This is a genomic window from Microbulbifer taiwanensis, assembly GCF_014904815.1.
Lineage (GTDB): Bacteria > Pseudomonadota > Gammaproteobacteria > Pseudomonadales > Cellvibrionaceae > Microbulbifer > Microbulbifer taiwanensis.
On sequence record NZ_JACZFR010000033.1, the window covers coordinates 1 to 11,636 of the forward strand.

7 protein-coding genes and 4 tRNA genes are annotated in these 11,636 nt (G+C 62.5%); 5 read left to right on the forward strand and 6 right to left on the reverse strand.

What is annotated here, in order from left to right; all coding sequences use genetic code 11:
- Positions 1 to 107 precede the first annotated feature (107 nt).
- The 4 genes from zipA to IG627_RS12870 all read right to left on the reverse strand — a co-directional run bounded on the left by zipA (position 108) and on the right by IG627_RS12870 (position 6,916).
- Positions 108 to 1,280 carry a cell division protein ZipA gene (zipA, locus tag IG627_RS12855; RefSeq protein WP_193192777.1) on the reverse strand — a complete coding sequence of 391 codons (1,173 nt, stop codon included), beginning with the start codon at positions 1,278 to 1,280 and terminating at the stop codon, positions 108 to 110.
- Positions 1,281 to 1,314: 34 nt separating this feature from the next.
- Positions 1,315 to 4,818: a chromosome segregation protein SMC gene (smc, locus tag IG627_RS12860; protein ID WP_193192778.1), complete on the reverse strand. Its 3,504-nt coding sequence runs from the start codon at positions 4,816 to 4,818 to the stop codon at positions 1,315 to 1,317.
- A 333-nt stretch (positions 4,819 to 5,151) separates the two neighbouring features.
- The gene (ccmI, locus tag IG627_RS12865; RefSeq protein WP_193192779.1) at positions 5,152 to 6,390 is read right to left on the reverse strand and encodes a c-type cytochrome biogenesis protein CcmI; all 1,239 of its coding nucleotides are present in this window, start codon (positions 6,388 to 6,390) and stop codon (positions 5,152 to 5,154) included.
- Entirely contained in the window at positions 6,383 to 6,916 is a 534-nt protein-coding gene (locus tag IG627_RS12870; RefSeq protein ID WP_226865065.1) for a cytochrome c-type biogenesis protein, read from the reverse strand. The genes ccmI and IG627_RS12870 overlap by 8 nt, the downstream gene beginning before the upstream one ends.
- Positions 6,917 to 7,114: 198 nt before the next feature.
- On the opposite strand from IG627_RS12870, the gene IG627_RS12875 reads away from it, so the two are divergent.
- Together IG627_RS12875 and IG627_RS12880 are read left to right on the forward strand one after the other, a co-directional pair.
- Positions 7,115 to 7,190, forward strand: a tRNA-Val gene (locus IG627_RS12875).
- Positions 7,191 to 7,237: 47 nt separating this feature from the next.
- Positions 7,238 to 7,314: transfer RNA gene (locus tag IG627_RS12880), tRNA-Asp, on the forward strand.
- A gap of 86 nt (positions 7,315 to 7,400) precedes the next feature.
- Here IG627_RS12880 and IG627_RS12885 read toward each other — a convergent pair.
- A complete protein-coding gene (locus IG627_RS12885) occupies positions 7,401 to 8,963 on the reverse strand; it encodes a BCCT family transporter (RefSeq protein ID WP_319024567.1) in 1,563 nt (520 codons plus the stop codon).
- Between the two features lie 166 nt (positions 8,964 to 9,129).
- Here IG627_RS12885 and IG627_RS12890 point away from each other — a divergent pair, with 166 nt between their 5' ends.
- Entirely contained in the window at positions 9,130 to 10,389 is a 1,260-nt protein-coding gene (locus IG627_RS12890; RefSeq protein ID WP_193192781.1) for a hypothetical protein, read from the forward strand.
- A 138-nt stretch (positions 10,390 to 10,527) separates the two neighbouring features.
- Here the strand turns inward: IG627_RS12890 and IG627_RS12895 are convergent, their stop codons facing one another.
- Positions 10,528 to 11,229 carry a DUF4197 domain-containing protein gene (locus IG627_RS12895; protein ID WP_193192782.1) on the reverse strand — a complete coding sequence of 234 codons (702 nt, stop codon included), beginning with the start codon at positions 11,227 to 11,229 and terminating at the stop codon, positions 10,528 to 10,530.
- Between the two features lie 158 nt (positions 11,230 to 11,387).
- Here IG627_RS12895 and IG627_RS12900 point away from each other — a divergent pair.
- Positions 11,388 to 11,463: transfer RNA gene (locus tag IG627_RS12900), tRNA-Val, on the forward strand.
- A gap of 26 nt (positions 11,464 to 11,489) precedes the next feature.
- A tRNA-Asp gene (locus IG627_RS12905) sits at positions 11,490 to 11,566 on the forward strand.
- Positions 11,567 to 11,636: the final 70 nt, after the last annotated feature.

Here is an 11,636-nt window from a genome sequence, read left to right on the forward strand (position 1 = left end):
GTTGAAAAATATGGGGATTTCTTGCGGGTGTTAGGTATTTTTTTTGTAGGAGGGGCGGGGCGGATGCCCGCCCCGTCGCTCCTACAGAAAGTACAGAATGTCCGGAATCAGGCCTGCGCCCTGGCCAGGGCCTTACGGCGCTGGTATTCCATCACCCGCTGGCGGTAGTGTTCGGCAGTCTGGGCGGTGAAGACGCTGCGGTTTTCATCCTTCAGTTCGCCGCCGAGCTGCTCGGCTATATGGCGCGAGGTGGCAAGCAGCTGCTCGAAGGCCTTGATCGCCTCGCCCTCGATCGGCAGCGCCAGGAAGAGACTCAGGCCGGGAGTGGTGAATTCCTCCATCTGCGCCAGGTCGAAGACACCGGGCACCACAATGTTGGCAAGGCTGAACACCACCGGGCCGTCGGCAGCCCCGCCCTGGTGGTAGTGAAAGATATTCATTTCACCAAAGCGCAGGCCGGCGGCCATCATTGCGCGCACTATATCATTGCCCTCGAAGCAGTCGCCCTCGGGGGCCATCACGTTGATGATCAACACTTCCTCGACCGGGGATTTTTCCCGCGACCTGTTCGGTGCCTGCCTGTTTGATCTGTTCACCTGGGTCCTCTTCTCCCTGCGCGGGGGCTCTTTATCTCTGGCCTGAGGCTCTTTACCCTTGGGCTGAGGCTCTTCGGGCTCAAGCGCCACCTCTCGTGCGCGGCTGGATTCCTGCGCCGACTCAGCGGTTTCCGCTGCCGGCTCCGCACCTTTCATTTCGCCGGTGCTCAGTGCTTCGAGGCTTTCCGATTCGTCGAGTTCCGGTTCGCGGCGATTTTCGTCTGCGGGAACCGATTCCATCAGTGTGGGCACCTGCTCTTCCAGGTTCAGCGACACCTGCTCCGGTTCACCGCTTGCGGGCTCATCCCGGTGGGGGCTGCTGCCGGCCAGCGGTTTGCGCGAAGACATAAAGCTCTCCTGCACCTGGCGGTTCACCTGCAGCGCGTCCTCCAGGGCGCGGCGCTGCACCACACGCACCTGGCCCGGCAGTTCCGCGGCTATCTGGCGGCGCTTCGCCTCTTCCTCGGGATCGAGATACTCCTCTTCGCCCACCCTGCTGTTCGGCGTCGCCCGGCGCGGTGTCGACAGGATATCCAGATCATCGTCATCGTCCCGCTGCATGGCCCGGGACAGGTTGCGCGAGACTTTCATCGCCGCCCGCTGCTTCACAATCGCGCGACGCACGCCGTCCAGCACCGCCAGCAGCAGTACCAGTGCGAGGATTGTAATCAGCCAGTTTCCCATTTTGCGCCTCTCCCTTACGCTCCTTCCAGCACCCTTACGCGGATGCCAGTTCGGCCGCCTCTTCGACATCCACCGATACCAGGCGCGACACACCCGGCTCGTGCATGGTCACACCCAGCAGCTGATTCGCCATCTCCATGGCGATCTTGTTGTGGGTAATATAGATGAACTGCACGTGTTCGGACATTTCCTTCACCATGCGCGCATAGCGGCCCACGTTGGCGTCGTCCAGCGGAGCGTCCACCTCGTCGAGCATACAGAAGGGCGCCGGGTTCAGGCGGAAGATCGAGAACACCAGGGCAATGGCGGTGAGCGCCTTCTCACCGCCGGAGAGCAGGTGAATGGTGCTGTTGCGCTTGCCCGGCGGGCGCGCCATGATCGCAATGCCAGTATCCAGCAAGTCCTCGCCGGTGAGTTCCAGGTAGGCGTGACCGCCGCCGAACACCTTCGGGAAGAGCTCCTGCAGGCCCGCGTTGACCTGATCGAAGGTCTCCTTGAAGCGGGTGCGTGTCTCGCGGTCGATTTTCTTGATGGCGTTTTCCAGTGTCTCCAGCGCGTCCATCAGGTCGCTGTACTGGCGATCCAGGTAGTTTTTGCGTTCGGACTCCTGCTTGTATTCGTCGATGGCCGCCAGGTTGATCGGCCCCAGGCGCGAGATGCGCGCGGCCACCAGTTCCAGCTCCTCCTGCACCTGGGAGATGGTCAGGTCGCCGGGAATTTCCTCCAGCAGCTGCGCCACGTCGTGGTCAGATTCCTTCAGCTGTTCCACCAGGCCGCTGCGCTGCACCTCTAGAGTCTGCGCACCCAGCCGTTCCTGCTCCAGCTGCGCACGCACACCCTGCAGGGCGGATTCCACCTTGTGGCGCTCCTGCTCCTGCTCTCGCAGGCCGCTCTCAACCTCTTCCAGTTTCTTGCGCGCCTCACCCAGCTCGGTCTCCACCTCCATGCGCTCGCCCAGCTTCTCTTCCAGTTCCGCCTGGAAATCCTGGGACGGATCCTGGGTCTCGGCCATCTGCTCCTGCAGCAATTCGCGGCGACTGCGCAGCCGCTCCAGCTGTTCGCGCATCACCTGCAGGGTGCGCTCCAGGGAGATCATCTGGGTGCGCACCGACTGCTCGCGCATGGCCAGCTCGTGGGCGCGGTCCTTGTCCTCGCGGGCGCGCTGACGCGCCGCATCCAAAGCCTCGCGCAGTTCGTCGCGACGGGCCAGCAGCGTCTCGCGGCGATCGGTATCGTCGCTCATGGCCTCGACCGCTTCCTGCAGCAGCAGGCGCGCTTCTGACAGGGACTCGCCCTCCAGCTCAAGCTGTTCGCGCACCTCGGTGATCTCCTGCTCGACGCGGGTGCGGCGCTCACTCATCTGTTCGGCGCGGGCGCGGCGGGCGGACAGCTGGCTGCGCAGCTCGGACTCGCGCCGGCCCAGCTGCTCGGCCTCGTTGCGGGACTGCTCGATACCGCTCTCCAGGTCGGCGGCTTGCAGGCGCAGCGCCTCGCGCTCTTCGCTCAGGGTTTCTATCTGCTCCTCACAGGAGGCGATGGACTGCTCCAGCTCCTCCAACTCCTGCTTGCGCGCCAGCACGCCGGCTTCGGCGTCGGAAGCGCGGCTGACCCGCAACCAGTTGGGGCCCAGCCAGAGGCCGTCGCGGGTGACTATGGATTCGTGCGGCTTCAATTGGGCACGTTGTGCCAGCGCCGCGTTCAGGTCTTCCGCGGTGTAGATACCGGCGAGAATACCGGCCAGGGACGAGGGGCCCTCCACCTGGTCCGCCAGTGCCGGCAGGCTGCCACCGGTATCGGCCGTTACGCTGGCACCGTCGATAAAGATCGCCTGGCCGCTTTCCAGTCCGGCCAGAGCTTCGCCGAGGCTCTCCAGCTGGTCGACGCAGACCGCCTGCAGCTGGGTGCCGAGCACGGTCTCCACCGCCTTTTCCCAGCCGGACCTGGCTGAGACCTGCTCCGCCAGGCGCGGCCTGTCGGCGAGCGCCTGCTGCTGCAGCCAGCTCTCCACTGCCTTGCCCTGCCCCAGCGCCGCCTGCTGCAGTGCCTCCAGGGAGGCCTGGCGGCCACGGCTGGTCTGCAACTGCAGGCGCAGCTGGTCCAGTTCGCTGGCCGTATCGCGCTCGCGACTGCGCATCTCGGCCAGGGATTCGCTCTTCTCGGAAACCGACTCGCGGCGCTCCGTGGCCTGCAGCTCCAGCTCCGCCAGCTGCTCGTTCAGTTGTTCGAATTCGCCGTCATCGCCGCTGTCCTGCAGGCCGGATTGCTCCGCTTGCAGCTTGTTGATCCGCTCCTGTAATCGTTGGCCCGACGTCTCCAGGTGCTGGATGCGGGACTGCTGTACTTCGGCCTTCTGGCGCGAGCCGGAGGCGCCCTGGTTGAACTGGTCCCACTCGTTCTGCCAGTCGCGCATGCCATCCTCGGCGCTCAGCAGCGCCTGCGCCGACTCCTCCTCGGCGGCCTGTACCATCTCCAGGTCCGGCAATATCACTTCCAGCTCCGCCTCGAACTGGGCGGCCTTCTCCCGATCCGATTCCAGGCCCGTCTCCGCATCGCGGAACTCCTGCTCTGTCTGCGCCAGGTCGGATTGAAGGCGGGTGTTGCGCTCGCGGGCGTGGGCGATGCTCTGTTCCAGGCGCGCTATATCCGCGCCCACCGCGTAGAAACGGCCCTGCACCTCGTTGAAGCCGTCGGACAGCTCGTGATAGCCGACACGCTTCTGCTCGATATCGGTATCGCAGCTCACCTGGCGGGTCACCAGTTCCTCGACGGTGAGCTCCAGCTCGCCGATCTGGCGCTGTTTGGTCTGGGCCTGTTCGTCCAGGTCGCGGTACTTGAGGGCCTGCAGGTTGGCCTTGTGGCTGCGCTCCTCTTCCTTGAAACGACTGTATTTCTCCGCGGCCGCAGACTGACGCTGCAGGCGCGCCAGCTGGCGGTCCAGCTCGTCGCGGATATCGGTCAGGCGCTCCAGGTTCTCCTTGGTGCGGCGCATGCGGTTTTCGGTATCGCGGCGGCGCTCCTTGTACTTGGAAATGCCGGCCGCCTCCTCGATGAATACGCGCAGCTCTTCCGGCTTGGCCTCGATCAGCTTGGAGATCATGCCCTGCTCGATGATGGCGTAACTGCGCGGGCCCAGGCCGGTACCCAGGAAGAGGTCGGTCACGTCGCGGCGGCGGCACTTGTCACCGTTCAGGTAGTAGTTGTTCTGGCCCTCGCGGGTCACCTTGCGTTTGACCGAGATTTCCGCAAAGGCAGCGTAGGCGCCCTGCAGTTTGCCTTCGGAGTTGTCGAACACCAGCTCGATAGAGGCCTGGCCCACCGGCTTGCGGCCGCTGGAGCCGTTGAAGATCACATCGGTCATGGAGTCGCCGCGCAGGTTCTTGGCGGAAGACTCACCCATCACCCAGCGCACCGCGTCGATGGTGTTGGACTTGCCACAGCCGTTGGGGCCGACCACGGCACTGAGGTTGGAGGGGAAATAGACAGTGGTCGGGTCAACGAAGGACTTGAAACCCGCAAGCTTGATGCACTTCAGACGCATGTATTTGTTAACTCGGTATTTGTTCTATGCCGACAGGCGCAGGACTCGCCAAACCGCCAATTGTACATGGCGGCGGCGGGGGTTTCAGCGGAAAATTTCCCGGGACTCGAAAGTGCAGCCCCCTCTCCCACTTGCGGGGGAAGGGGCTGGGAGAGGCGGTGCGCCGACGCACTGCGGAGCCTGAACTCGGCGCGCGGGCCCAGGCCCGCCAAGGCGAACACAAGGTTCACCCCTACAGAAGAACTTTCCCGTCATTCCGGCGAAGGCCGGAATCCAGAGACCACGGCAATTGGATCCCGGGTCAAGCCGGGGATGGCACCGGCGGGACGGCGACTACAGTTCGCTATCGATGGTGATCGATTGGGGTTCGCCCCACTCCGCCTTCGGCAGAGACCCGATACCGCCCTGCCAGTCCCCCGGCGCCGGGCGCGCGTCGCCGTGGACCGCCAGGCGGGCCACCAGCTGCACCGAATCCACTTTGGCAATAGAGCGCCCGGGCATCATCGCGCGGGACTCGTCCAATACCACTTCCGCCGGCAGCTGGCTGGCGGTGAGGCGCACTATTGCCAGGGGCATGGGGCTGTCAGCGCTGCGGGCGTAGATAAATACCGGCGTAGCCGGCTTGGCGGAAACACCCTGCGCCAGACTTACCCGCACGCGGATCGAGGGTCCGGCCGCGTCTTCACTTGCTGCCACGCCTTCTGTGACCGGCTCACCGCTTTCCGTCAGCGCGAGTTCGGCGCGCGCCACACCCGCGGCCAGCGCCTGGGCCGCCGCGGATCCCGGCGACAGCTGGTCCAGTGCCCGCTGCCAGTAATCCCGCGCCGCGCGGAAGTCCTTGCGGTCGAAGGCAGCGATACCCGCCAGGCCCAGGGCAGTGCCATTGTCGGGCTGATTCTCCAATACCAGCTCCACCTGTCCGCGTATCTCATCGCTCATCCTGGAGCCATTGGCGAAGAAGAGCGCCTGCGCCAGCTCCGCCCTGATGGCCGGCGCCTGGGGTTCCCGCTCCACCACATATCGATAGGACTTCACCGCTCCAGCGAGATCACCACTCACCATCAAACGCTGGGCCAGTACATAGCGGCTGGTCAGGTCATCCGGGTGACTCTCGGCCCGCGCCTGTAGCTGGCGAGTGATGCGTTCCTCAGCCTGCACGTCTGTATTGCCCTGCTGGCTGGCGGCGATGTCCCGATACAGGGTCAGGTCAGCGGAGTGGCCGGACCAGGCGTAGAGACCCACCGCCGTCAGCGGCAGCAGCAGCGCCAGACCTATCAGCAGACCGCGGCCACCGCGGGTGCTAGCGCCGGCACAGTCCGCCCCCTGCGCCACCAGCAGGTTGCGCGCCATCTCGGCCTCCAGCTGCGCATACTGCTGGTCGTCCAGGGCGCCGCTCTGCAGCGCCGCCTTCAGCTCGGCCTGCTGTTCCCGGTACAGGGCCGCCAGCGCCGCGCGCTTGCCGGCAGCCGGCCTCGACCCCGCGCCGCGCAGCGCCGGCCACAGAAGTACAAAAGCCAGCGGCAGCATCAGCATTGCCAGGCCCAATCCCAGCTCCAACCAGAGTTCAGTCATTGTCTTTCTTCCCGCTGCCGGTCATTCCGTCAACATCATCCCCGAGCAGCTGCCGCAGTCGCCGCCGCTCGTCATCGGTCAATTCACCACTGGCGTCGTCCTGGCGCGCCCCGGTGCCGCTGCGCGAGCGCAGCACTATCGCGATCAGCGCCAACAGGCCGACAACAGCGAAAATCCCCGGTGCCAGCCACAGGGCCAGGGTGTTGCGCTGCAGCGGCGGCCGGTAGAGCACAAAATCCCCATATCGAGCCACCATGTAGTCGGTTATTTCCCGATCGGTAAAACCCTCCTCCAGCAGCCGGCGTATTTCCCGGCGCAGATCTGTCGCTACCAGCGAATCGGAACCGGCCAGGTTCTGGTTCTGGCATTTGGGACAGCGCATCTCCTCGATCAGCACCAGGTAGCGCGCTTCCAGCTCCGGCGACGACAGCGGCTCCGCCTCCACCGCCGCGCGCGCGGCAAAGGACAGCCACAGGGCGCAGAGCGCCGCGGCCATCGGGGCCAGCCAGTTTTTCCCTCTCAGCATCTCTCTCACGTTCGCTTGTCCGCCGGAATTTTGTGCGATTATAGCAGCGCCACCGCCCCCGCTAACAGCGTTCCCGGGCCCGCATTGGCTGAACCCGGCGCAAGGAGTGACCCGCTTAACTTATTGAAAGACAAAAAATTTTTCGCGAAAGCGTTGACGAGGCAAATTTTTTCATTAAGATACGCAGCTCCTGACGCGGGGTGGTTAGCTCAGTTGGGAGAGCGGCGGCCTTACAAGCCGTAGGTCACAGGTTCGACCCCTGTACCACCCACCACTTCCCTTCACCTGCCAGGCAGGTTTTTTAAGGGAAGCAAGGAATGCGGACCGGTAGTTCAGTTGGTTAGAATGCCGGCCTGTCACGCCGGAGGTCGCGGGTTCGAGTCCCGTCCGGTCCGCCATATACGAAAAAGCCCTACTCGCAAGAGTGGGGCTTTTTCGTATATGCAGAATCCGTATGCTGAAGCAGAATTATTTCATCGCAGCCTCACCTCACCCGCTGCGCCAGCAGCATCAGGGAAGCGCCGCTCCCCAACACAATTACGACCCCGGGTAGCCCGGCCAGGTTCGCCAGCATTTTGATTCCATCGGCCCCGAGAAAAGTGGCACTGCACCAGCCCACCACCCCGATCACCGAAGCCCACAGCAATTTAATCCCGAATGGCGATCCCATATACTCCGCGGTCACTGACTTCATGCAAAGTCCACCAATGGCATCCGTATTCGAGTCCGTCGCAGTAATAAAAGAAATAAAGCAGGCGAACACGAAAAACAGGCTGAGCAGTACGCTGCCGGGCAGGTAGCTGAACAGCTGATAGGCCATCGCCGCCAGCCCTTCGCGCTGGTAGGCTCCGTAGAGAGCACCATTGCTCAGGCTATCGAAATACAATGCCGAACCGCCGAATGCGGAAAACCACAAAGCACCGAACAGTGACGGCAACAACAGATTCACCAGGATAAACTGCCGCACCGTATAACCGCGGGCTATCTTGCCCAGGAACAGGCACGACAGCGGCGCCCAGGCAAACCAGCTGGCGTAAAAGGCCGTGGTCCACCAGCCGGACCAGCGGCTGCCTTCCGGCTCATCGAGAAGCAATTGCCGCGGGAAAAAGTCGCGCAGGTACTCGAGCAGCGAGCGACCTCCCAGCTCGAGAATAAAAGTGCCAGGCCCGACAATCAGCAGATACAGCAACAGCAGCACGAACAGCAACGTATTGATCCGCGCAAGTACCTGTATTCCCTGTCGCAACCCACTGGCAGCAGAGAGGAGTGCCACGGAGACAATAAAGGCGGCAGTGGCCGCATACAGGGCGGGCGACTTGGGGATCGCAAACAGGTACTGCAGACCATCGCCAATCAACAGCAGGCCGGCACTCAGCACTGCGGACATACCCACCACCACCGCAAACAACACCAGCCCATCGACCAGCTGCGCAACGGGCTCGATTAGATACCTGCCCAATAGAGGTCGCAGCAGGGATCCCACGGAGAATCCGTAGCCGCAGTTGTAGAAGCCGAGCGCAAAGGTCAGCGCGGCAACGGTGTAAATTGCATAGGGCGCAAGTGTCCAGTGTACAAACACAGTGGACATGGAAAATGCCATGGCCGCAGCACTGCCCGGCTCTATATCAATGAACGCCGGCGGCTCACGGAAGTGCACCACCGGTTCGGCCACCGCCCAGAACAGAATACCCATGGCGATAACCGTGGTAAGCGACACCGCAAACCAGCGAAACGGTGAGTAGATGGGCGCAACCCCTGCCCCGCCGATACGTACCTTCCCCAATGGCGACACAAACACATAGACGCACAGCCCCAGCAGCGCCAAGGCCGAATAGAGAAACAGCGCGGAAAAGTTATCGATGATGACGGAATTGATCGACGTGGTGAATTCTACAAACTGCCGCTCATCCGCGGCGGTCAATGTCAGCACCAACATTATGCCGATCAGCGCGGGCCAGAAGGTAATAGGCTTCAGTCGATGTATTGTTTCCCCGGGAAAGTCGATAACTCTAATCCTCCTGCGCCGCCTCGGTGTCAATACTGGCAACCCCTACAATGTTGTCCCACCTGTACACGCCCCAAAAGTATCGCCAGGCGACTGCAGGGGCAAGCCCACACAGGCTTCCATCGCCTCCGTCAGACGGTCCCGACCAAGCACTTGACACCCTTCCATCCACCCCCATAACAGTGAGAAAACCACCAGGAACTCCGCCATGCCCGCCACCGAACTGAACCGCTACTGCCACTGCATTACCCTCGATCGGGATGCACTGGAAGCGCAACTGCGCCGGTCGCTGCACCAGTACAAACTATCCCTTGACCCCATGCTTGGACGCGAGCAGTTGTTTGCACCTTATGGCGCGTTTATCAGCGGAGTTCAGCAAAAGGCAATGGCGGAAACGGTACGCGCAGTGGATAAAGTGATCAGCCTGCCGGCCTTCGCCGAACAGATCCCGGACCTGCATCGATACCCCGACCAGGGCACCCGCGGCCTGTTTACGGGTATTGATTTCCACCCGACGGCGGATGGGGCCAGCCTGATCGAAATCAATACCAATGCCGGTGGAGCCTTTCTCAGCGCACTGATGACCCACAGCCAGCACTTCTGCTGCGACCCGGTGCGCGACCACCTGGGCGACTGGCAACTGGAGCGCGTGTTGGGCCGCTTCGAGGCCATGTTCCGCAGCGAGTGGCGACTGGCGCGCGGTGAACAACCACTCGAAAGCGTGCTGATTGTCGATGAGGCGCCGCAGCAGCAGTATCTCTATCCGGAGTTCCTGTTGTTCCGCAACTGGCTCCGCGACCTGGGCATCGACTGCGAAATCGCCGCGCCCGAACAACTGCACTTCGACAGCGACAGGCTGTGCTTCGATGGCAGGCCGTTCAATCTCGTCTACAACCGCCTCACGGATTTCCCCCTGAGCGAACTCCAGAGCCGCCCGCTGCGCGACGCCTACCTGGCGGATGCCGCCGTGGTTACCCCGAATCCACGCCACCACCTGCTCTACGCCAACAAACGCAACCTGATCCTCCTCAGCGACGATCAGTGGCTGACGGATATAGGTGTCGACGCGGAAACCCGCTCGATATTACAAATGTCGGTACCCGAGTCTATAGCACTCACCGCCGAGAATGCGGAAGTCCTGTGGGCGCGGCGCAAACAGTACTTTTTCAAGCCCTACAGCGGCTACGGCAGCAAGGCCGCCTACCGCGGTGACAAGTTAACCCGCTGTGTCTGGCAGCAACTGCTGGAGAAAGGCGACTATCTGGCCCAGGCCTACGTGCCCGCTGCACAGCGTTACCTGGAGGCGGAAGGCAAACCGCTGAAGTTCGATGTGCGCACCTATGTTTACGGCGGAGAGCATTTGCTGACCTGTGCCCGCCTCTACCAGGGGCAGACTACCAATTTTCGCACTGCCGGCGGCGGCTTTGCGGCCGTCTTTGGCCCGCCGCGGACATCAGTGGCCCACTAGCCCTGCCAGCTTGATATCGGATTGTCGCGCCGCAGACTGCGAGCCCCGATAGGTAGAAAATCAAGAGCTCACCCAAAGCGGGCTCAGGCAGTTAATAGAGTGCAGCAGCCAGAAATAAGGGAACCTGAGTAATTATCCCTATTCCACCCCAAAAACCTGCCCAATCAGCACGCTGCCGCGGGCGACAGGATCCTTGCGGATCAATGCCTCCTCTTCGCCGATTCGGCTAAACAGCGTCGCCATGCTGCTGTCGATCACATGGCGTTCCAGATCCATACTGGGCTTGTTGGCGATCGGCAATTGATCGTAGACCGCCAACATACTCTTGTACTGATCGTAGAAGCCGGTCTTGCGCAGGCTGGCCTCCACAATCGGCTGGTAGCGCCGACGCAGTACACCTTCGGTTTGCCCGCGGAAGTAATCGGTTGCCGCGGTATCACTGCCGCGGACAATGCCCAGGGCATCGTTGACGTTCATGCCGGTAATCGCTTGCTTGAACACCGGCGCGGCCTCGCCAACCGCCTGCTCCGCGCCCCGGTTCATTGCGGTTTCCAGCTGGTCCACATAACTGCCAAAGCCGAACTGGCGCAGACTATCGGCCACTGGCCGCGCCGCCGCAGGGAGCTGCAAGCGGAATGCACCGGCCTGAGACAGGCTGGTGCTGGCGCGGTCGGTGCTTGTGTGCAGGACATCCTTGATACCCCTTGCCAGTCGGGAATCGGTGTCGTAGCCCGCATTCTTGGCGATCTGGTTGCCCACGTCGACCCAGGGCGAAACAGCTTCCATATTCTGGCAGCCCGCCAGTGCCAGCACACCAACCAGTATCCAACATTGCTTCATGGATCATCTCCCAGGTTTCAGATGCGGCAATGCTACCGCACTTGGAATACCGGGGCAGTGACCGGTTTCCCGCTTCAGCCACCCCCTGCCTTTCCAGGGACGCAGGAATTCGGGTTGACCAGACAAAATTTTTCATTAAGATACGCAACCCCTGACACGGGTGGTTAGCTCAGTTGGGAGAGCGGCGGCCTTACAAGCCGTAGGTCACAGGTTCGACCCCTGTACCACCCACCACTCCTTCGAGGGAGTGCACCTACCGCGGACCGGTAGTTCAGTTGGTTAGAATGCCGGCCTGTCACGCCGGAGGTCGCGGGTTCGAGTCCCGTCCGGTCCGCCATATACAAAAAAGCACTGCTCGGAAGAGCAGGGCGTTTTTTGGATTTGGGGGGTTGGGGGGGGCAATCTCT

Bases quoted from the DNA above. Each gene is read 5' to 3' on its own strand.
- smc (WP_193192778.1), bottom strand. From the start codon at position 4,818: ATGCGTCTGAAGTGCATCAAGCTTGCGGGTTTCAAGTCCTTCGTTGAC.
- ccmI (WP_193192779.1), bottom strand. From the start codon at position 6,390: ATGACTGAACTCTGGTTGGAGCTGGGATTGGGCCTGGCAATGCTGATG.
- zipA (WP_193192777.1), bottom strand. From the start codon at position 1,280: ATGGGAAACTGGCTGATTACAATCCTCGCACTGGTACTGCTGCTGGCG.
- IG627_RS12870 (WP_226865065.1), bottom strand. From the start codon at position 6,916: ATGCTGAGAGGGAAAAACTGGCTGGCCCCGATGGCCGCGGCGCTCTGC.
- IG627_RS12895 (WP_193192782.1), bottom strand. From the start codon at position 11,229: ATGAAGCAATGTTGGATACTGGTTGGTGTGCTGGCACTGGCGGGCTGC.
- IG627_RS12890 (WP_193192781.1), top strand. From the start codon at position 9,130: ATGCCCGCCACCGAACTGAACCGCTACTGCCACTGCATTACCCTCGAT.